General features: G+C 66.3%; 16 protein-coding genes and 2 pseudogenes. 7 read left to right on the top strand and 11 right to left on the bottom strand.

Features of this window, described 5'->3' with window-relative positions; genetic code table 11:
* Positions 1–1,007: 1,007 nt before the first annotated feature.
* The 4 genes from AB3K92_RS20905 to AB3K92_RS20890 all read right to left on the bottom strand — a co-directional run bounded on the left by AB3K92_RS20905 (position 1,008) and on the right by AB3K92_RS20890 (position 3,728).
* On the bottom strand, positions 1,008–1,910 hold the full coding sequence (locus AB3K92_RS20905; protein ID WP_369465735.1) for a ferritin-like domain-containing protein: 903 nt from the start codon (positions 1,908–1,910) through the stop codon (positions 1,008–1,010).
* A 95-nt stretch (positions 1,911–2,005) separates the two neighbouring features.
* Positions 2,006–2,224: a hypothetical protein gene (locus AB3K92_RS20900; RefSeq protein ID WP_021157097.1), complete on the bottom strand. Its 219-nt coding sequence runs from the start codon at positions 2,222–2,224 to the stop codon at positions 2,006–2,008.
* Positions 2,225–2,460: 236 nt separating this feature from the next.
* Entirely contained in the window at positions 2,461–3,111 is a 651-nt protein-coding gene (locus AB3K92_RS20895; protein WP_027790596.1) for an NADPH-dependent FMN reductase, read from the bottom strand.
* A 311-nt stretch (positions 3,112–3,422) separates the two neighbouring features.
* A complete protein-coding gene (locus AB3K92_RS20890) occupies positions 3,423–3,728 on the bottom strand; it encodes an NIPSNAP family protein (RefSeq protein ID WP_021157098.1) in 306 nt (101 codons plus the stop codon).
* Positions 3,729–4,009: 281 nt separating this feature from the next.
* On the opposite strand from AB3K92_RS20890, the gene AB3K92_RS20885 reads away from it, so the two are divergent.
* Positions 4,010–4,807, top strand: a complete 798-nt coding sequence (locus AB3K92_RS20885) for a GNAT family N-acetyltransferase (protein WP_369465734.1) — start codon at positions 4,010–4,012, stop codon at positions 4,805–4,807.
* A gap of 151 nt (positions 4,808–4,958) precedes the next feature.
* Here the strand turns inward: AB3K92_RS20885 and AB3K92_RS20880 are convergent.
* The 3 genes and pseudogenes from AB3K92_RS20880 to AB3K92_RS20870 all read right to left on the bottom strand — a co-directional run.
* Positions 4,959–5,093 (bottom strand): annotated as a pseudogene (locus AB3K92_RS20880) (transglycosylase SLT domain-containing protein); the annotation flags it as partial.
* A 27-nt stretch (positions 5,094–5,120) separates the two neighbouring features.
* Positions 5,121–6,464: a DUF3999 domain-containing protein gene (locus AB3K92_RS20875; protein ID WP_124469826.1), complete on the bottom strand. Its 1,344-nt coding sequence runs from the start codon at positions 6,462–6,464 to the stop codon at positions 5,121–5,123.
* Positions 6,461–9,901 (bottom strand): DUF2339 domain-containing protein, encoded by a 3,441-nt coding sequence (locus tag AB3K92_RS20870; RefSeq protein WP_369465733.1) that lies wholly within the window; start codon positions 9,899–9,901, stop codon positions 6,461–6,463. Before AB3K92_RS20870 ends, AB3K92_RS20875 begins: the two co-directional genes overlap by 4 nt.
* A 48-nt stretch (positions 9,902–9,949) precedes the next feature.
* On the opposite strand from AB3K92_RS20870, the gene AB3K92_RS20865 reads away from it, so the two are divergent.
* The 5 genes and pseudogenes from AB3K92_RS20865 to AB3K92_RS20845 all read left to right on the top strand — a co-directional run bounded on the left by AB3K92_RS20865 (position 9,950) and on the right by AB3K92_RS20845 (position 14,724).
* Entirely contained in the window at positions 9,950–10,420 is a 471-nt protein-coding gene (locus tag AB3K92_RS20865; RefSeq protein WP_369465804.1) for a hypothetical protein, read from the top strand.
* A pseudogene (locus tag AB3K92_RS20860) lies at positions 10,386–11,677 on the top strand (glycine betaine/L-proline ABC transporter ATP-binding protein); the annotation flags it as partial. The gene AB3K92_RS20865 and the pseudogene AB3K92_RS20860, both read left to right, overlap by 35 nt.
* Positions 11,670–12,566: a choline ABC transporter permease subunit gene (choW, locus tag AB3K92_RS20855; RefSeq protein WP_021163994.1), complete on the top strand. Its 897-nt coding sequence runs from the start codon at positions 11,670–11,672 to the stop codon at positions 12,564–12,566. The pseudogene AB3K92_RS20860 and the gene choW, both read left to right, overlap by 8 nt.
* Before the next feature lie 107 nt (positions 12,567–12,673).
* Positions 12,674–13,672, top strand: a complete 999-nt coding sequence (locus AB3K92_RS20850; protein WP_042978246.1) for a GlxA family transcriptional regulator — start codon at positions 12,674–12,676, stop codon at positions 13,670–13,672.
* 104 nt (positions 13,673–13,776) lie between these two features.
* Complete coding sequence (locus AB3K92_RS20845; protein WP_021163993.1) at positions 13,777–14,724, top strand: choline ABC transporter substrate-binding protein; 948 nt, start codon at positions 13,777–13,779, stop codon at positions 14,722–14,724.
* A gap of 117 nt (positions 14,725–14,841) precedes the next feature.
* On the opposite strand, the gene AB3K92_RS20840 is transcribed toward AB3K92_RS20845, so the two are convergent.
* The 4 genes from AB3K92_RS20840 to AB3K92_RS20825 form a co-directional block, all read right to left on the bottom strand.
* Positions 14,842–16,260, bottom strand: coding sequence for a hypothetical protein (locus AB3K92_RS20840; protein ID WP_369465732.1), 1,419 nt, complete (start codon positions 16,258–16,260; stop codon positions 14,842–14,844).
* Positions 16,261–16,395: 135 nt separating this feature from the next.
* On the bottom strand, positions 16,396–17,352 hold the full coding sequence (locus AB3K92_RS20835; protein ID WP_224051773.1) for a leucyl aminopeptidase: 957 nt from the start codon (positions 17,350–17,352) through the stop codon (positions 16,396–16,398).
* A 79-nt stretch (positions 17,353–17,431) separates the two neighbouring features.
* The gene (locus AB3K92_RS20830; protein ID WP_021163990.1) at positions 17,432–17,560 is read right to left on the bottom strand and encodes a hypothetical protein; all 129 of its coding nucleotides are present in this window, start codon (positions 17,558–17,560) and stop codon (positions 17,432–17,434) included.
* A gap of 330 nt (positions 17,561–17,890) precedes the next feature.
* A complete protein-coding gene (locus tag AB3K92_RS20825; protein WP_042978249.1) occupies positions 17,891–18,316 on the bottom strand; it encodes a PACE efflux transporter in 426 nt (141 codons plus the stop codon).
* 147 nt (positions 18,317–18,463) lie between these two features.
* Between AB3K92_RS20825 and AB3K92_RS20820 the strand changes: the two genes are divergently transcribed.
* Positions 18,464–19,393 (top strand): LysR substrate-binding domain-containing protein, encoded by a 930-nt coding sequence (locus AB3K92_RS20820; protein ID WP_369465731.1) that lies wholly within the window; start codon positions 18,464–18,466, stop codon positions 19,391–19,393.
* The last annotated feature ends 25 nt before the right edge of the window (positions 19,394–19,418 follow it).

Raw genomic sequence — 19,418 nt, 5'->3', positions numbered from 1 at the left:
TCCATATAAATCAAAGAGTTATGTGTGTTTTGTGCGGTGTATTACAGATGTGATTGGGGCGAAAGCAAGGAAATTGAAATAGCAAACGTTTGCGAGCGAAGCCTTCCTTTCTTGTTTGTAATGTGAAGGGGTGCGTTGCGGGATAATGAGATATCCATCTCGTTAATTTGTTAATTCGTGATTTGCTTGTCGATTTCTGATTGATTTATTGGATTGTCTGTAAATCAATTTAATTCAAAATGAAGAATGCCTGGCTGTGCTGATATGCGCATTTCGTTCGCTGCAATGGCCCGTGTGACGGGCGTTCCGGGCGGGATGGCTCGTCGAATTTGTAAAAAAGTGCTACAGGGCGATGGGCAGGCCGGTCGTCATTCGTATTTCGAATTTGTCCTATTGACTATTTCGTTGATGTTGACATTCGTGTGGGGTTTGGCGCCGAGGCGAACCCGTCCGGGAGGCATTACCCGCTCCCGTTTTGCGCGTGCTGGCGGCCGGGTGTTAAAGCCGCTGGCCGACGCCTCCTGAATTGTTAAATCCTGGGTGTGACAATTTGTCCGCACGCCCCGAGGCGCCGAAGAAAAAAGGGCGTGAGTGAATGTGTCGGGTGCGCCACATCTGGCAGGTGGATTCAGGCCGGTGAGGTTTCACACCGCATGCGATGTGGCGATGTGGCGATGCGGCGATGCGGCGATGTGGCGACGTCGAGCGGGCGGTGGGCCGGGTAGCCCGACCGATGCCGCTCGCCATGCAAAGCGTGACGAACGCGCATCGAGGTGTGAACGGGACGCGGGGCGTGGAGTACGGAGCAGAACGGATGCGTCGACCACTGCGTATCGTTGCGCATTGCGCTGCTGCGCGCCCGGATGCGGACGATGCGATTGCCACCTGTCGGCTCCGGCCGGCATTCAGCCGGCCCGGACGTGATGATGGCCGACGCCCGGTTGCCAGGATGCTCGACCGGGCAACCGGGCAACCGGGCAACCGGGCCCTTGCCCGGAGCGGTTGCCTTACTTCTTGAGAAACCGCAGCGCGAGCCGTGCCATACGCGGCACGAACAACGGACGCAGCAGGCGCTTGTCGTAATCGGCCATCCGCCGATCGTTCTCGGCGAGACACAGTTCGATCAGCTCGCGTGGCTTGAGCGCTTCGCCGATGTCGGCGGTGTTCGTCGCCGGGAAGTTCGCGTCGCGCGCGACGCCGTCGGCGTCGATCCCGCGCGCGATGCCGATGCGCTCGCGGATCAAATGCACCCACACAGCCGCGACCCGCGCGAAGAACCAGGGCCGGCGCCACCACGTCAGGCTGCGCCAGTACCACGCGTACCAGTTCACGAAGAACAGGATGTGGCGGCCTTCTTCCTGGATCACGGGCTCGAACGTGTCGACGAGTTCGGGCGGGAAATAACCGGAGCGCTGCGCGGAGCGGAACAGGCCGAACGCGAAGAAGCTGTCGATGCATTCGCTGAAGCCCGTGACCATCCACGACCACTCGGGATCCTTCGGCGCCGGGTAGGGGGGCTCGGGGGCGAGCCGGATGCCGTATGCCTCGACGAGCTTCGACAGCACGACCTTGTGGCGCGCTTCCTCGCCGCCGTCCATCTCGAGCGCGCGGCGCAGCAGCGGATTGCCGACCGTCGCCGCATAGGTTGCGACGCGGATCGATGCACGACCTTCGGTTTGCACCGCGATGTCCCAGATCGGCAGCGACGTGAGCCGCTTGAGCTCGGCGGGCTTGAGCGCCGGCCAGTCGATGACCGCCGGCTTGTACGGGTTGTGTGTGTCGAGCAGCATGCGGCAGAACATCTGCATGTGCGCATCGGAACCGATCCGGACCGGACCTTGCCTCTCGAAGGTCCAGTTGCGCATTGCGTGATCTGCGGCTGCGTGCTGTTCCTGCAGCGTGTCACTCATGGCTATTGTTGTGCGATTACGGATCGAAAGATTCTTGCATAGCTTCCGTAATCGCGTATTTTCGAGCGGCCATGTGCACGCCGGCCAGGCGTGCGTCACGCGTGCGTGTCGACCCAGAGGCGGCCCCAGCGGGACGCGTAGGCAAGCGCGTGTTCTTCCTCGAAGAAGAAATCGATCGCGTCGAACGACACGGAGCGCGGCGACGGGCCGCTGCTTGCCTTCGCGATCGTCAGGTTGGCGGCGAACAGCCCGTTCGGCAACCGGGCGGCAGCGGGGGCGACTTCGTAGCCCTTGTAGCGGATCGTACGGTTCATGGCGTGCGCGGAGAAAGTTCGGATGTTCAGCGTACGAAAACCCGCCGGCCGCGTGAACCAATCTTTCGGCCAATGCAAATCACGCGGCGGGCCGAATCGTTATCGGCGCGGGGTACGGGGAAAGGGCGACCGGGGAGCAGCGTCGGCGTGCACGGCGCGTGGCCGTTCGTCCGAATGTGCACCGCCCGCGCCGACGAACGGGGTCGTCCGGGCGCGGGCGGTGGAAGGCGGGGAAATTACTGGTTGGCGATCTTCAGCACAGGCGCGAGCGCATCGACCGATGCCGCATGCGAGGCCGCGCGATGCGACGCGAACGCAAGCGCGAACTCGGCCGCTTGCGTGCCGACCGTCTCGAGCTGGGCGACGACCTTGGGATCCGAGCAGCTGTCGGCGCTGTCGAAGCGCGTTTCGAGCGTGTTCACGGTCGCGCCGAACGGCGTCGGCCAGCCGCGCAGTGCATGCACGATCGAACGCAGCGACGTCAGCACGGTGCCCGCCGCCTGCCAGCCGTACGCGGTGACGATCAGGCCGACCGCGCGTCCGTCGAGATAGGGCCGATCGTCCGCACGCAGTTCCTCGAGCGTATCGAGCGCGTTCTTCACGAGGCCGGAGACGCCGCCGTGATAGCCGGGCGTCGCGATGATGATCGCGTCGGCCTGGCGCACGGCGTCGATCAGTTCGCGCTGCGCGTCGGTCAGCGTTTTGTGTTCGGGGGCGTAGTGCGGCAGCGTATGCAGGAACGGGCCGTCGAACAGGCGCGTGCGTGCGCCGGCTGCCTGCGCGCCGCGCAACGCGAACGACAGCGCGCGTTCGGTCGACGACGCTGCGCGGGTGGTACCGCCAATGCCGACGACGAACGGGCGGCGGTGTTGATCGAATGCAGTCAAGGGGCGCTCCTTGGGGATGGCTTGCCCGGCTAAGCACAGGCTTAAAAACCAGATGGTAACGACCCCGCCGCCACTCTGAAAACGACTTTTCGTTCTATCGATATGCCGGGAGGCACGGGCAATCGTGTGCGCGGCCGCACGGATCGATAGCAGAAATGCTTGGTTGGGCTGGCCGGCCGCGGTCGATAAGATGGGCCCGTCTCCTCCATGATGTCTCTACTGACATGGGTTGGCCCCGCCGCGCGGATGCAGGCGGGGCTTTTTTTCGTCCCGGTCAGGAAAAGGGGCGCGATGCGCCGGGCCGTGGCCCGTTATTCGAACACCGGCCGGAAGAAGCTGCGCTCGTAGCTGACGATGCAACGCGTTTCCTCGGCGTAGCGGAACGCGGCCTGGCAGGCCGGATCGTCCATCGAGCGTTCGCGGTAGCGCTCGTATTCGGCGAGGCTCGGGAACGAGAACATCGCGAGCGCAATGTTGTTTGCCCCTTCGGACGGCAGGAAGTAGCCGTGATGCGTGCCGCCGAACTGCTCGACGAGCGGAATCCACATCTTGCCGTAGGTTTCGAACTGGTCGAGCTTGTACGGATCGATGACGTAGCGAAGGAAGCAGGTGATCATGGGCGCGCCCGGAGCGAAGAGAATCCGGCGAGTGTGGATGGCGCTGCGGCATGTGTCAACGGCGCGCGCCGGCGATCGACGCCGTCGCGCTCGATGCATTGCTTGCGTGCGCAACGATCGGTGTGCCGTCATGCGTTCGCAGTGACGCACGCGACGCCGCGGCGTGCACCGTCGCAACCGTTTCTTCCGCACGCACGTCCCCAAACTTTTACGACATTTTTTCTTGCGGGGGCCGTCGGCGCGCTCATAGACTTCGGGCATCCCAACCACGGAGCATGGCAATGTCGATACCCTGGAACGCGATCGCCGAACACACGCCAGCCGCGCCGCCTTCCGCGTGCGCCGACCGGGTGATCGTGCGGCGTTTCGATCCGGCCTTCGACAGCTATGCCCACCTCACGCAGATGCTGCATCGCGCGTTCGCGCGGCTCGGCGCGATGGGGCTCAACTGTACGTGTGTCGACCAGGACGAGGCCGTCACGCGCCGTCGCGCGGAAGCGGGCGAGTGCTACGTCGCCGTGTGCGGCGGGCGCGTGATCGGCACGGCCACGTTGTATGCGACCGATCCGTCGTCGGCCTGCCCGCTGTACCGGCGCGAAGGCGTCGCGAGCGTACGGCAGGTGGCGGTGGACCCCGATTGCCAGAGCCGCGGGATCGGCGCGTTGCTGCTGTCGTTCGCCGAGCGGTGGGCCGCGTTGCGCGGCTACACGCTGCTCGCGCTCGATACGCCGCATCCCGCTTCGCACCTGCTCGCGTTCTACGGCTCGCAGGGTTTCGACGTCGTCGACGTGATGCGCTTCGACGGCAAGCGTTACGACAGCGCGATCCTCTGCAAGCGGCCCGTCGCGCATGTCGCGCGCCGGGTGTTGTCGGCGTCACCGGCGTCGCGCATGGCCGCGCGCATGGCGGCCGTACGGCGTGTTGCTCATGCATTGCCGTCGAGCGTGGCCGCGCTGGTCCGGCGCGATCGGTATGTGCGGCGTGGCGCTGGCTGGGCGGCGCGACGTGCGGCCGGTGCCGCGAGTTGCCGCTCGTCGCCGTGGCGCCCGCGTCAGCACGGGCGCTACACCTTCGGCTGAACGCCCTGCTCCGGTTCCTGCTCCTGTTTTGCCGCGTAAACGCCGAATGAGCGGAGTGTGGCGCTCCCGCTCGTGTACGGCCCTCGAGACACCCCCGCCGCGCCGCGGCGAAACGGACGTTTACGCGCTTTTTATGCCCTGACGCGCACCTTCACGAGATGGCCGCACCGATCCGCACGTCGGTGGCCGGATCGGACAGGTTCTTCACCTGCGCGACGAGATCGCGTTCGGCGGCGGGCCGCACCTGCATCAACCCGCGTGCGCCGGCCACACTGATTGCGTGGCGATCGAAGCCCGACGCGGCCGCGCCGCATCACTCGTCGCGGCCGCTCGACTCGCCGCCGCCTTTCGCGAGGCGCCACGCGATCGTGCCGAGCACGCCGACCGCGACGACCAGCGCACCCCACAGCACGTAGCGGCGCGGCGCGTCCGTATCGGCGGCCGGCGCCGGCGTGACCGCCGATACCGGCAACGCCGCGCCGACGCGCGCGGGCCGCACTTCGGGGGCCATGCCGACCAGCAGCGCGTCACGTCCGACGGCCGACGACACGAGCGACGCATCGCCGACGCCGAGCGTAAACGGCGGTGCGCCGCGCGCCACGAAAGTCAGCGCGGCCGGATGCCAGCCGATCACGACGGCCGGCTGGCCGCTGCCGAATCCGCCGTTGCGCATGTCGACGACGATCCGCCACGTGCGATCCGTATTCGCCGCGAACTCGAGCGGCGGATTGCGCTGCTCGCCGGCCTTGCCCTGCAGCCGGAACAGCACGGCGCCCGCGACGTCGCGCCACGGCGCCTGCGCGTCGGCGCGGCTCTGCAGCGTCGCACGCGCGACGGTATTCGGTTGCGGCAGGTCGATGCGCACGCGGTCGACCGGATACGCGCCGTCGGTGTCGAACAGGTACTCGCCGGGCGTGCCGCCGGCCCGCACGCGCATGGCGTTGCGCCATTGGCGCGGCACGGACGCGGTGTCGGTTCCACGCGTATCGCGCGGGTGCGTCTCGACGTCGATCGACGCGATCGCGGGCGCGCCGTCGAGCCAGTCGAGCCGCAGGTAGCGCGGTGCCGCGCCTTCGAGTGCGATGCGTTCCTGCACGAGCATGTCGTCGCCGTGGCCGACTTTCAGCAACTGCGTGCTGCCGAGCGAGCGCCAGCTGCGCAGGTCGTCGCTGGCTTCGACGGCGACACGCCCCTGGTAGCTGTCGTCGCCCACGTGTACGAGCAGCGCGTCGATGTCGCCGTCCGCATGCGACAGGTCGACGAGATCCGCGCCGTGCTTTGCGCGCGCCGGTGCGGCGACGCCCGCGCGCAGCGCGCCGTCCGGGCCGACCGTCACGCCGAGCGGCGCGCTGCCGTTGTCGGCGCGGGCGGGCGGCAGCGGGAACCAGTGCACCGGCGTGCGCGTCGGCGGTACGGCGGGCGCGGCGGCCGCGGGCGCGTCGAGCGAATACGGCACCGGCTCGCCCGCGCCGTTGAAGATGCGCACGTCGCCGAGATCGTCGCGCCGGCTCGCCGCATAAACCGGCTGCGGCACGGTGAGCTGGTAATACGCGGCGGTGCCGTCGAGGTCGAGCGAGAAGCGCTGCGCGGGCGGGCCGTCGGCCGCCGCGAACGACGCGAGCAGGCTCAACCCGAGCAGCGCGGCGAGTCGTTTCATTGCAGGCCGTCCTGTTGCGCGGCGGCCTTTGGCGGCAGCGGCGAGAAATAGCCGATCAATAGCAGCAGCACGCCGATCCCGATGAACGACACGATGCGCTCGATGCCGGTCACGTGCGACAGGTCGAACAGGAACAGCTTGACGACCGTGAGCGCGAGCAATGCGGCGCCGACGAACCACAGCGGTCGCAGTCCGCGGCGCGTGGCCCAGATCGTGATCGCGAGCGCACAGAGCGTCCAGTACACGGACACCGACGCCTGCACGAGCGTCGATTCCGCCATCGCGCCGAGTTCGTACGGCACGCCGGCCCAGTGATGCAGCGTGCGCAGCAGGATCGCGTTCAGCCACAGGAACGCGGTCGCCCCGGCCGCGCTCAGCAGCTCGACGCGATGGTTGCCGAACGACCAGCCGAGCTTGCGTGCGCGCACGAACCACGACGCGGCGAGCGCATAGACGACCGCGAGCACGAGGTCGAGCGGGTTGAAGAGCGGCACGCGCGCCCAGCTGCCGCCGTCCTGCGTGAAGTTCGCGTAGAAGGTCCACACCCACATCACGACGATGAGCGGCAGCGACGCGAGCGCGCACACGCGGGCGATGCCGTCGCGGCGCGTCAGCCACATCCCGGCGAACGCGAACAGGCTCCAGCCGACCATGAACACCTGCTGGATGCCGAACGACGACAGCACCGTGTCGATGTCGTAGGTCATGTGGAAGCGGTGATGCAACGTGCGCAGCATCAGCGCGTTGAACCACAGGAACACGGTGGCGATCGCGGCGTAGTCGACGATGCGCGGATGCCATGCGATGCCGAGCGCGCGCAGGCGGCGCAGCCATACGGTGAACGCGACGAACACCAGGCACTGCGCGATGTCGAGCGGGTTGAGCAGCGGGAGCCAGAAGAGCGGCGCCGCGTTGCCGTCGCTGATCACGCTGGCGATGCTCCACAGCCACAGCAGCGCGGCGAGCGGTGCCGCGCCCCACACCTGGTAAGCACGCGGGAACGCCGCGACGGGCCAGCGCAGACGCGAGCCGGGGCCCGACACCAGCAGGAGCAGCACACCGAAACCGTAGGCCCATGCGCTCCAGCTCCATGCGCCTTCGGGCACGAACGTGCGCAGGCGCCAGAACCCTTCGAGCGACAGCAGTCCGCACAGGGTCCAGAACGTCAGCGTGTGCAGCGGCGCGATGATGCGTGCAGCGACGGCTTGCACGAGGCCGGGCGCGGTGCCGGGCGTCGTGCCACTTGCGGGATCGGCGTTTGCCGTGCCGCGCGCCTGGCGCCACAGCAGTGCGAGGCCGGCACCGACGGCGACAGGCCACGCGAACGCGCCCATCCCCGACAGCGGTGCTTCATGCGCATCGAACGCACGCAGCGCGAGCAGTGCCAGCACGGGCGTCAACGCGAGCGCGGGCCATTCGGCGAGCGGCCACGCCAGCCGGCGGCGCGCGACATGCGCAAGCCACGCGGTGCCGGCCGCGAACAGCGCGGTCGAATCGACGACGAAGCGGTCGGCATGCAGGTCGACGTGACGGCTCGCGTAGACGAGGATCTCGTGCAGCCCGCCGCTGACCCACCACAGCAGTCCCCACGCGGCTGCCGCGGCGCCGATCTCGGGCATCCATGCATGCCACGCGCGCGCTTCCGCGCGCCCGTGCAGCCACCACCCAGTGAACAGGCCGGCGAGCGCGATCAGCAGCATCGCGATGTATGGGCTGTTGAGCACGGGCAGCGCGGTGGCGTCGGCCGGCCCGAGCAGGCTCGTGAAGAACGCGCCGGCCGCGGCGAGCTGCATCAGCAGCCCGAAGCCGAACCGCAGCATGCGCTTCTCGCGCACGCCGAGCCAGACGACGGCCGCGCCTTCGATCGCCCACGCGGCGCTGGTCGTCGGGCCGGAGAACGCGAGCGGCACGGCCAGCGTCGCGAAGATCACCGCGAGCGCGAGCGTGGATTCGAACAGCAGCGCGAGGCGGTCGCGGCGCCGCGCGAGCCATGCGGTGACGACGACGTAGAACGCCGACAGCGCGACGGCGCTCCATGCGAGCCCGAACGGCATGTCCTTCACGAGCGACGCCTGCAGCGCGGTCGCGACGATCGGCGTGCCGAACACGAGCGTGCCGTCGACGTAGTGCCGCAGCGCGAGCTCGCGCTTCACCGCATACAGCAATGCGATGCCGACATACATCAGGAAGAACAGGATCAGGAACGGCTCGGTGCTCGCGAACAGCGCGGGGCGATAGGCCGTCACGCCCCACGCGGAGCCGATCGTGAACGTGAACGCGAAGCCGAGCAGGTTCAGCGGGCGCCAGGCCTTGAACCACGCGATCGCGAAGATGCCCGCGTTCAGCAGTGCGTAGTAACTGAACAGCGCGACGTGGTTGCCGTGCCCGGTCGACAGCAGCACCGGTGCAAGAAAGCCGCCCGCGGTGCCCATGAACGCGAGCGGCAGCGCGTTCTGCCGCACCGCGAGGAACGCGCTCAGCGCGCATACCGCGACCATCAGCGGAAACGCGGCGCCGACGGGCAGCAGCGCGTAAAGCTTGGTCGCGGCGAAGATCGTCAGGTACAGGATGCCGACGCCGCCGCCCTGCAGCACGAGTCCGTACGCCGCGCGGCGCGCACGCACGCGCCAGCCGGTCGCGAGCAGTGCGGCCGCGGCGAGCGCGGTGCCCGCGAGGCGGAATTCGATCGGCAGCATGTTGTTGTCGGCCGCGTACTTGAGCAGGAACGCGACCCCGAAGAACAGCACGACGATCCCGACGCGCACGACCGTGTTGCCGCCGAGCAGCCAGTCGCGCGCGGCGCGGAATGCACGCTCGACGATGTCGGGCTCGCGCGGCTTGGGCGGCGTGGGGGGAACCGACGGTGCGGGGGCCGTAGCGGCAGGCGTTTCAGTCGCGTGGGGCGCGGCCGGTACCGGTACCGGCGCGGCGGTGCGAACCGGCGCCGGGGCTGGCGCAGGAGCCGGTGCCGATAGCGACGCCGGTGCGTCCGCGCGCGCGGCGGCCGGCTGGGCTGGCGGGCGTGGCGGCAGCGCGGCCGAAGGCGGGACGGGGGCGGATGAGATCGCGGACGGGGCAGCGGACACCGATGCGGTGCCTGCGGCCGTGTGCGCCGGCGCCGCGGTCGGGATCGAGCCGGCCTTCGCGCCGGCCAGCTGGCCGCGCAGCGACGCGACTTCACGTGTCAGCGTCTCGACGGTGGCTTCGAGCCGCGCGACGCGATCGGCGAGCGGAACCGGCGGCTGGGCGGGCGGCGCCTGCACCGCGGACGTGTCGGGTGCCGCGCCTTTGCCCTTGCGCTTGCGCTGTTGCAGCGTGTGATCGAGACAGAACCCGATCGCGGCGCCGAGCACGGCGCCGTTGACGGCGGAGAAATCCCCGATCAATGCGGCAATCCCGCCCACGACGAAGCCGATTGCGGTAAAAGCCCAGTTCATCTCGCCTTGCTCCCTCTCTCGTATCGTTATCGGCCTGCGATCGGACGTATGCCGGTCGAGGCGGTGTCGGCATGGCCGGCAGGCGAACCGGCATGCACGGCTGAAGGCGGCCGCTGCATGGCGGCCTGCGGTGCAATCAGCCTGTTGGCGGGGAATGTATCACAGCGGCTGTCGGGGATTTTCCGGGTTGGCGTGGTATCGCGGCGTGCACCTGCCGGTGTCGTCGTGCGGCTTTTTGCACGGTCATGCTTTTTATCGGTGAATGCCGTGTGCGCATTTGTCAGGCCATATGGCCGCGGGATCGGACGTGGAATTGTCGTAAAGCGACGCGCGCCCGATGCGAATTCGCGCAAAAAACGACGCGATATGCGCGACGCTGCTGCGCACAAGTCCGGCGCGCGATGCCCGCCGTTGCTGGCCGTGCGCGTATTGCACCGCCGCAATCGCGTGCCGCCACGCGCCGCGGCCCGCCCGGCGGGGCTGGAGGCCGTGTCGTATTTGCGCAAGCGTTTGTCGTAATTCGTCGGCAGGTCGGGGTTTTTTCTGGCAACTATGTAGGCACGCTATGACATACGTGAGTCCCCGCTACACGAGGAGAAGGTTTCGATGGATGCCCCCAAGGTCGTGGTCGAAGGTCTGTGCAAGGTGTTTGGAAGTAACCCGCAGCAGGCGCTCGACATGCTTGCCGCCGGCGCGACGAAGGACGACGTGCTCAAGCGCACCGGCCAGGTCGTCGGCGTGCACAACGTCTCCTTCGATGTGCAGGAAGGCGAAATTTTCGTGCTGATGGGCCTGTCCGGCTCCGGCAAGTCCACGCTGATCCGCCTCGTGAACCGGCTGGTCGATCCGAGCGCCGGCAAGGTGATGATCGACGGGCTCGACGTCGCGTCGGCGCGCCGCTCGGCGCTGACCGCGCTGCGCCGCAAGGACATGAGCATGGTGTTCCAGTCGTTCGCGCTGATGCCGCATCGCTCCGTGGTGTCGAACGCCGCGTTCGGCCTGGAAGTCGCGGGCGTCGGCAAGAAGGAACGCGAGCGCCGCGCGATGGAAGTGCTCGAGCAGGTCGGCCTTGCGCCGTTCTCGCACAAGCTGCCGTCCGAGCTGTCGGGCGGCATGCAGCAGCGCGTGGGCCTCGCCCGCGCGCTGGCCGTGAACCCGTCGCTGATGATCATGGACGAGGCGTTCTCCGCGCTCGATCCGCTCAAGCGCCGCGAAATGCAGGACGTGCTGCTGCAACTGCAGAAGGAACAGCGCCGCACGATCATGTTCGTGTCGCACGACCTGGAAGAGGCGCTGCGCATCGGCAACCGCATCGCGATCATGGAAGGCGGCCGGCTCGTGCAGGTCGGTACGCCGCAGGACATCATCGCGAACCCGGCCGACGATTACGTGCGCGCGTTCTTCGACGGCATCGACACCAGCCGCTACCTCACGGCCGGCGACCTGATGCAGACGGGCGCCGTGCCGATCGTGTCGAAGTGCGATGCCGCGAACGTCGCGGCCACGCTGAACGGCAGTGCCGACTATGCGTTCGTGCTCGACGCGCAACGCAAGATCCGCGGCTTCGTCACGCGCGATGCGATCGGTCAGGACACGCCGTCCGTGAGCCCGATCGAAAGCATCCGGCGCGATGCGTCGCTCGAACATGTCGTCGCGCGCGTGGTCGCGAGCCCGAATGCACTGCCTGTCGTCGACGACGACGGCTGCTACTGCGGCTCGGTCGATCGTGCGCTCATCCTGAAGGCCATCACGCGTTCGCGAGGCTCCCATGTCTGAAATGATTCCGCTCGGTACCTGGGTCGACCAGTCCGTTCACTACCTGCTCGACCATGACGCGAAGACGTTCGACGCGATCGGTCAAGCGATCGAGGGGCTCGCGGCCTTCGTCGAGCATGGCCTGCAGGCGATCCCGATGTGGCTGATGATGGCGATCTTCATCGGCGTCGGGCTGTGGCGGGTGGGCTGGCGCTTCGCGCTGTTCACCACCGCGTCGCTGCTGCTGATCTTCGCGACCGGCTTCTGGGACCAGACCGTCATCACGCTCGGCCTCACGCTGTCGTCGACGATCATCAGCCTCGTGCTCGGCATCCCGCTCGGCATCTGGGCCGCGAAGAGCAAGTGGGTCGCCGCGATCGTGCGCCCGATCCTCGACCTGATGCAGACGATGCCCGCGTTCGTCTACCTGATTCCGGCCGCGATGCTGTTCGGTCTCGGCCGCGTGCCGGGGATCCTGTCGACGGTGATCTTCGCGATGCCGCCGGCGGTGCGCCTGACGAGCCTCGGCATCCGCCACGTGAACCGCGAGATCGTCGAAGCCGGCCAGGCCTTCGGCTGCACGCCGTGGCAGCTGCTGTACAAGGTGCAGTTCCCGAATGCGCTGCCGTCGATCATGCAGGGCGTGAACCAGACGATCATGATGGCGCTGTCGATGGTGATCATCGCGTCGATGGTCGGCGCGGGCGGCCTCGGCAACGACGTGCTCGCCAGTATCCAGCGCCTCGACATCGGCCTCGGTTTCGAAAGCGGCCTGTCGGTCGTGCTGCTCGCGATCATTCTCGACCGCATCACCGAAAGCTTCGGCCGCGCGCCGGGCACCGTGAAGGCGCCGCTGTTCTCGGGCCTCAAGCAGCTGTTTCGCGTGAAGGCTTCACCCGCACAGGCCTGACCTCCGGCGGCCGGAAGCCCCGGCCGCTTACCTTGACGATAGAAAACGACTTCCGCGGTTTCGGCCGCGGGGGTGGCCCCCTGCAACCTTGTCGCCAGGAGACCGATGTGACGTCCGCCGTCGCTGTCGCGCCCGCCGCCTGCGTTTCACCGGTTTCGTCCCTCGCCCATTTCGGCTTCCTGACGCTGCCGAACTTCTCGATGATCGCGTTCTCGAGCGCTGTCGAAGTGCTTCGGATGGCGAACTACGTCGGGCGGGCCGATCACTACCAGTGGTCGATCTACTCGCTCGACGGCAGCCCGGTGCATGCCAGCAACGGCATCGCGGTACGGCCGACGCAGGCGCTCGACTACACGAAGCTGCCCGACGTGATGATCGTGTGCGGCGGCATCCGCATCCGCGACGTGGTCGACGAAGGAGCGCGCGATACGCTCGCGGCGCTTGCCGAACGCGGGCTGCCGCTCGGCGGCATCTGCACGGGCGCGTATGCGCTGATGTCGAGCGGGCTGCTCGACGGCTATCGCTGCACCGTGCACTGGGAGAACCTGTCGTCGCTGCATGCCGAGTTTCCGCAGGTCGGGTTCGCCGACGAACTGTTCGTCGTCGACCGCGACCGGCTGACCTGCACCGGCGGCACCGCGCCGCTCGACCTGATGCTGAACCTCGTCGGCATGCGGTTCGGCCAGCAGCTGGCCGCGCAGGTATCCGAGCAGTTCATCCTGGAGCGCATCCGCAGCTCGACCGATACGCAGCCGATTCCGGTCGATGCGCGCGTCGGCTTCTCGCGCGCGGAGCTGATCGAGGTCGTGCGGCTGATGGAGGCGAACATCGAGGAGCCGCTGTCGCTCGAGGAACTCGCGCGGCTCGTGCGGCTGTCGCAGCGGCACCTGCAGCGGATGTTCAAGGTGTATTTGAACGTGTCGCCGACCCACTATTACCTGACGCTGCGCCTGAAACGCGCGCGCGACCTGCTGCGCACGACCGATGCGTCGATCGCACGCGTGACGACGGTCTGCGGGTTTCATTCGCCATGCCATTTCAGCAAGGCCTACCGCGCGCAGTTCGGCCATGCGCCGAGCTACGAGCGCAGGCTGCCGGGGCGCTGACTGTCGAGAATCATCCAGTCCGCGACGTCGCCGGGATCGCGGCGCGCGGCTTCAATAAACGATCCCGCATTCAAGCAAACGACATCACTTTGAGGAGAAGCAAGATGAAGCGCCTATTGATCGCAGCGGTGTGCGGGATCGGGATAACCGCGCCGATGTCGGCCGTTTATGCGGCCGATCCGCCCGTGTGCAAGAACGTGCGCTTCGCGGATGTCGGCTGGTCCGACATCGCGGCAACCACGGGCCTCGCCACGACGATGCTGCAGGGGCTCGGCTACAACCCGACGAAGACGATCGCGTCCGTGCCGATCACGTTCGCGGGGATCAAGAGCAAGCAGATCGACGTGTTCCTCGGCTACTGGTCGCCGACGATGGACCCGATCATCCAGCCGTTCACGAAGGCCGGCACGATCAAGGTGCTCTCCACGCCCAACCTGACCGGCGCGAAATACACGCTCGCGGTGCCCGACTACGTCTATCAGGGCGGCCTGAAGTCGTTCGCGGACATCCAGAAATATGCGGACAAGCTGAACGGCAAGATCTACGGGATCGAGCCGGGCAACGACGGCAACCTGCTGATCAAGAAGATGATCGACGGCAACCAGTTCGGCCTCGGCAAGTTCAAGATGGTCGAGTCGAGCGAGGCCGGGATGCTGGTCGAGGTGAATCGCGCGATCCGCGACAAGCAGTGGATCGTGTTCCTCGGCTGGGAGCCGCATCCGATGAACGTGCAGATGAAGATCGACTACCTGAGCGGCGGCGACGACGTGTTCGGCCCGAACTACGGCGAAGCGAAGGTGCTGACGGCGACGCCGCCCGACTACGCGCAGCGCTGCCCGAACGTCGCGAAGTTCGTGTCGAACCTGCAGTTCACGACGACGATCGAGAACCACGTGATGGTGCCGATCATGAACAAGGTAGAGCCGAACAAGGCGGCCGCCGAGTGGCTGAAGGCGAACCCGCAGGCGCTCGACAAGTGGCTCGCGGGCGTGACGACGCTCGACGGCAAGCCGGGCCTGCCGGCGGTGAAGGCGTATCTCGGCGTGCATTGAGCGACGCGGCCGGGCGTTCGCCCGGCCCGCAAGCGGCTTGACGGATCGGCGCCCCCCGTCCCGGAAAGATTCCGGGAGCCGGGGGGCGTCGGCATGCCTGTCCGGCGTGAGCAGGTATCAGGCGACGACATGCATGAGCCACGCGTTGATGCGTCGAATCACGTCGCTCCAGTCGCCTTCGCGGGTTTGCCGCACGGCGGTCGCCTGCGCGATCCAGGGGCTCGCGGTACCCTCGACGCCCCAGCGCCAGTCGCCGCAGATGTGGGTCGGTACGCAAGTCCGCATACCCATCATGGCCGCCAGGTTGGCGACACCCGAATCGACCGCGACCACGGCGTCCAGTTGGGCCATGCATGCGGCCGTGTCGCCGAAATCCCGAATCCCGGGCCGGTAGTGACCAACATTGCCGGCCGGCGTGCCCGCCAGCGCCGCGGCAGCGGGGTGATGCAGATTCACGAAATGCATGCTTTCCGCAATGGCCGGGTGTGCCACGATCGCGTCGATCGCATCGAGCGGCAGGCTGCGGCGGCTGGCCCAGCACCTGACGATGGCGCCTTTTTCTGGCCAATGTCGTTGGACGCAATCCCAGAACAGCCCGATCAGCTTCCTGCCCGGATGTTGCTCGCGCACTTGCGCGGCCCATTCGGCAGCGAGCCGCTGCTTGTGCGGCGGCGTCTTGATGTACGGCGCGAACCATCGTTCCGGCCGGCGTGTCCGCCGGGCTTTCAGCATCGGCAAATGAAGCAGCGTGGCATGCAGGTCCGGCGCGAACCTGTCGACTCGCGCTTGCAGTTCATCGGGCAACGGCGCATGAAACTGCCCCGGACTGGGGGCGGCGACGACCTCGCAACGCGGCAGCGACGCCTGCATGAGCGCGTGGCTCTGCGGATGGCAGGTGAGCATGACGCGCGCGCCTTCGTCCAGCCAGTCGGCCACGCAGGCCGAGAGGAGAAAGTTGTCGCCGAAGCCGTGTTCATGCGTGATCAGGACACGCTTGCCGCGCACATCCGATTCGCCGTCCCATGTCGGGAGGTCGACCGGGCGGTAATTGGCAGACAGGCGCGGAACGTCGTCACGCATTCGCCAATAGGCGAAGCCGCGCGGATCGCCCGCCTTGAGCATCGCTTCTCCCATCGCGAATCCGATCGATGCGCTCATCTCGGCAGGACCGGATGCCGCCATCCGGAAGGCTTCGTCGAGCAACGCGATGGCCTGCGCGAGATCGCCGGCCATCATCAGGCTCATGCCCAGTCGCAAGCGGTGGAGTTCGGGCCGGCTGTGCCGCGACGGATCGCGTTTCCAGGCTTCGGCGGCTTCGACGTAGCGGCCCAGCAGGTAGAGCGCATCGGCACGCCGTGTCATGGAGACGGCGTCGTGAGGGTCGAGCGCCAGTGCCAGGTCGGCCCAGGGGAGCATTTCCTCCTCTCGCCGGAGGGCAGTCAGCAGTTCGCAGATCCGGTGCAGGATCGCGAGATCACGTGAATCGCCTGCGTATTGCGTCTGCGCGGCACGCAGTTGCTGTTCGAGGTCGACCATGAATGCGGTTCCGGCGGGCGCGCTCACCGTGCGGGGCGGGCGCAACGGGATCCGGCGCGAGCAGGGTCCCGGCGGTGGGCATCACGATGCCGGCACCTCGCCGGGGCGTCGATGCCGGCCGTGTCGTCGCAGGGGCTACACACGGAATGAGCCGTCGAAGATGACGGTGTCGTCGAACAGGATCTTTCCGGACGAAAACACCAGATCCAGGTGATGGCTGCCGCGTTCACCGCCGCCGAGGCCAAGGTGCAACCCGGGATGGCGTTCTTCGAAACTTGCATTGCGTCCATGCAGCCTGACGTTCAGGTTCGTCCCGATCCCGAACTCCTCGACGATCCTGTTTCCCGCGCATTTGTCGAGATACAACCTGAAATCGTCTTCGAGCTGTCGATTGGCCGATTCCACGCTGACCACCTGGCTCCGCTCGATCCCGATCTTCAATATCGGGTCGATGACACCGTACTTGATGGCAAAGGGCACCGTGCTCAGGAAGGTGCCGCCGAACAAGACGCTTCCGCTCAGGTCGAGTACGCGGGTCGCCACTTCGCCGGGCATCAGGTCGTAGTGGTTGCGGCCATCGAGGCTTTTCCATGTCTGATCCAGCGTTCCGTGCAGCGAACCGCCGAAGCCGTCGTGAAATTGCACGCGTCGAGCGCGTTGTGCCGCTGCAATGATGCGTTCGTTGCGGGCGGCAATGTCGTCGATGCTCTCGGAAAAGGCCTCCTTGAAGAATTCGCCGTATTCCCGCAGCAATACCGACTTCTTCCAGTGCTCGGCCATTTTCGGCTTGAGGGGCGGGATGAATGACGGCCCATGCGGGTTGATGTCGGAGCGGATGGACGAGTCGTACATGAAGATGAACATGTCACACCGGTCGATTTCCTTTATGACCCGTTCGTGATTTTCCGTGTCAAGCTCGACGTAGGTGAACGAATATTCGAGTTTTTTCGGGCAATGCCGGATAATCGATTGCGCGGTATTTTTCTGGCTTTGATCCGAGCCGACCAGGATGTTGGCGCCGGCTGAATGTTTCTGCACCATGGCTGGATGTCCGCGGACACACGAAAAGAAATTTTCGACACTTTTTTCCATGATTATCTCCGGGGGGTAGCCAGCTTCTGGATCAAAAAATGGCGGGTCGTTGCGATCCGCCATCATTCGGGCTGCCTGCTTATGCCCACAGAGCCGTTGCGAATGGAATGACTGCGCTGTCCTTCATCATCTCGACCCAGTCTTCATGCTGATCTTCCTGCATCCATTCGATCAGCGGGAGATCCTGCTTTTCCTGATTTTCGTTCATGATGATTTCCTTGTTTAGGAATTGAACTGCGAACATCGCAAATCGCCCCCGAAAATTCGAGGGCGGATTTAGCGATTGAGTGAGCGCATGGAATTGCGCCGATTATATGGGGTGGGTATGAGTGATTGATTTCTGTTAATGGTCAGACAACATTAGCATTCGAATTTGCGGAGGGACAATGTAACGTAAACCCTAGGGTTGTTTTGATTTTGTGAATGCTGGTGGTGGTATTGTTTGAATGTCGAAAAAATGAAACAGGGTGCGTTTTTAAATGGGAATAAACGCACCGATTGATGCCGATTTCGACTGCTTGATTGCCGGGCGCTCGTTTCATTCCCCCTTCGTCGCCGCGGGCACGTCGAACACGCGATCGAACGCCCACTGGAAGACGAACGCGTAACAGAAGAAGAACGCAAACAGCCCGATGTCGACGACGAACGCGTCGAACCACGAGATGTCGAGCCACCACGACACGACGGGCACCAGGATGAAGATGAGCCCGCCTTCGAATCCGGTGGCGTGCAGGATCCGCCGCCCGAGCGTGCGTGCCGGCTGCCGGCGCGACGCTTCCCAGCGCTCGAACAGCGCGTTGAAGATCATGTTCCACAGCATCGCGATCGCCGACATCGTCGCCGACAGCGCGCCCGAATAGACGAGGCCCTGCTTGAAGAGCGCCGCGATCACGGGCGAGATGCAGGAAATCGCGATCGCTTCGTAGAGCACCGCCTGCGTGATCCTGCGCGATAGGCCTTGCACGTTGTTTCTCCGGTTCGACGCCATTCGCCGCGGCACCCTGCCGTGACGTCCCGCAAGGCTATTCGCGTTGCACGCCTGCTTCAATTCACCTAATCTCACCCCGATTCAATCGAATTCAACCCGGCCCGATCCGGCCCGCGAGGCCCCGTGTTCTCGAAACTTCCCCTGACCGCATTGCGTGTATTCGAAGCGTCGGCGCGGCTTGGCGCGTTCAAGGCTGCCGCGGACGAACTGTCCGTGACGCCGGCCGCCGTGTCGCACCAGATCAAGTCGCTCGAAAGCCGGCTCGGCGTGCTGCTGTTCGAGCGCGGCGCGAGCGGCGTGCGGCTCACGGAGGAGGGCGAGCAACTGTTTCGCGCGAGTCACGATGCATTGCTGGCGCTGAGCCGCGGGCTCGATGCGGTGCGGCCGGAAGCGACCGGCGAGCGCACGCTCGTGCTGACCACCACGCCTGCATTCGCCGCGATGTGGCTGATTCCGCGTCTCGGGCGGTTTCGTCGCATCGATCCGCAACTGCACATCAAGGTCGAAACCGGCAACACGCTCGCCGATCTCGAACGCGATGCGCGGATCGATCTTGCGATTCGCGCAACGTCGCGCACGTTTCCGGCGCTGCACGAGATTGCGCTGATCGACGAGTATTTCGGCGCCTATGCGGCCGCCGGGTTCGACGCGCACCGAACGGGCGAGCCGCTCGACCTGATCGAGACCGTGTGGGATACGCCGTTGCCGGTGTCGGTCGACTGGGCGTCGTGGTGTCGTGCGGCGGGCCGCGATGCGTGGCTCGAACGCGCGGTGTTTCGCCATTACGACGACGAGCATTACGCGTTGCAGGCCGTGCTGCACGGGCAGGGCATCGCGCTGCTCAGCTCGGTGCTGGCTGCCGAGCATGTCGCGCACGGGGCGCTGACGCCGATCGAGCCGTCGGTGCGGCTCGACGGCGCGCGTTTCGTCGCGCTGTGCCGGCCCGGGCGGGAGCGCGAGCCGCAGGTCAGGTCGTTTCTCGACTGGCTCGAAGCGGAGATTGCGCAGACGCGGGAGGCGGTGGCGGGGATGGGGGCGGCCGTCGAGCGCTAAAGCGGAGCGGTGCGCGCTATGTGCA

The sequence above is a fragment of the Burkholderia sp. Bmkn7 genome, from assembly GCF_041103175.1.
In the GTDB taxonomy this organism is placed as follows: domain Bacteria; phylum Pseudomonadota; class Gammaproteobacteria; order Burkholderiales; family Burkholderiaceae; genus Burkholderia; species Burkholderia cepacia.
The sequence above is the reverse complement of the archived record's forward strand: the minus strand, read 5'-3'. Positions and strand labels throughout refer to the sequence as shown.

Excerpts from the sequence above, each read along its gene's own strand:
- AB3K92_RS20875 (WP_124469826.1), bottom strand. The coding sequence starts at position 6,464 with ATGAAACGACTCGCCGCGCTGCTCGGGTTGAGCCTGCTCGCGTCGTTC.
- AB3K92_RS20840 (WP_369465732.1), bottom strand. The coding sequence starts at position 16,260 with ATGGTCGACCTCGAACAGCAACTGCGTGCCGCGCAGACGCAATACGCA.
- AB3K92_RS20845 (WP_021163993.1), top strand. The coding sequence starts at position 13,777 with ATGAAGCGCCTATTGATCGCAGCGGTGTGCGGGATCGGGATAACCGCG.
- AB3K92_RS20870 (WP_369465733.1), bottom strand. The coding sequence starts at position 9,901 with ATGAACTGGGCTTTTACCGCAATCGGCTTCGTCGTGGGCGGGATTGCC.
- AB3K92_RS20865 (WP_369465804.1), top strand. The coding sequence starts at position 9,950 with ATGCCGGTCGAGGCGGTGTCGGCATGGCCGGCAGGCGAACCGGCATGC.
- AB3K92_RS20890 (WP_021157098.1), bottom strand. The coding sequence starts at position 3,728 with ATGATCACCTGCTTCCTTCGCTACGTCATCGATCCGTACAAGCTCGAC.
- AB3K92_RS20885 (WP_369465734.1), top strand. The coding sequence starts at position 4,010 with ATGTCGATACCCTGGAACGCGATCGCCGAACACACGCCAGCCGCGCCG.
- AB3K92_RS20900 (WP_021157097.1), bottom strand. The coding sequence starts at position 2,224 with ATGAACCGTACGATCCGCTACAAGGGCTACGAAGTCGCCCCCGCTGCC.
- choW (WP_021163994.1), top strand. The coding sequence starts at position 11,670 with ATGTCTGAAATGATTCCGCTCGGTACCTGGGTCGACCAGTCCGTTCAC.
- AB3K92_RS20905 (WP_369465735.1), bottom strand. The coding sequence starts at position 1,910 with ATGAGTGACACGCTGCAGGAACAGCACGCAGCCGCAGATCACGCAATG.
- AB3K92_RS20830 (WP_021163990.1), bottom strand. The coding sequence starts at position 17,560 with ATGAACGAAAATCAGGAAAAGCAGGATCTCCCGCTGATCGAATGGATG.
- AB3K92_RS20835 (WP_224051773.1), bottom strand. The coding sequence starts at position 17,352 with ATGGAAAAAAGTGTCGAAAATTTCTTTTCGTGTGTCCGCGGACATCCA.